Origin of the sequence: Nocardioides sp. CPCC 206348, from assembly GCF_048654705.1 — a bacterium.
Lineage (GTDB): Bacteria > Actinomycetota > Actinomycetes > Propionibacteriales > Nocardioidaceae > Nocardioides.
The window spans coordinates 10,635-10,843 of record NZ_JBMCZA010000200.1 but is presented as its reverse complement, the minus strand read 5'-3'; the positions used below and the strand labels follow the sequence as shown (position 1 = coordinate 10,843).

Here is a 209-nt window from a genome sequence, read left to right as displayed (position 1 = left end):
GACCGGTTGTCGGATGCGCTCAGTGCGTTGTTGCCTGCCGGCTCGTTGGGTGAGCTGTTCGACGGGCTCGAACCGTCGCTGCGCCGGCCCGTTGAGATCTTCGGCCTGCTGCACCTGGCCGCCGACCACGCGTGGGAGACCGAGGACGTGGCGGAGGAGTTCGCCGCCGTACGACCGGATGGGTCGAAGCGGACGTTCTCGGTGCCGCG

The 209-nt window shown here is 69.4% G+C and carries 1 protein-coding gene; it reads left to right on the top strand.

All coding sequences use genetic code 11. The features are described 5' to 3' along the window. A partial coding sequence (locus ACOADB_RS19385) for a DUF3375 family protein (protein ID WP_378602185.1) occupies nucleotides 1–209 on the top strand: 209 nt, incomplete at both ends.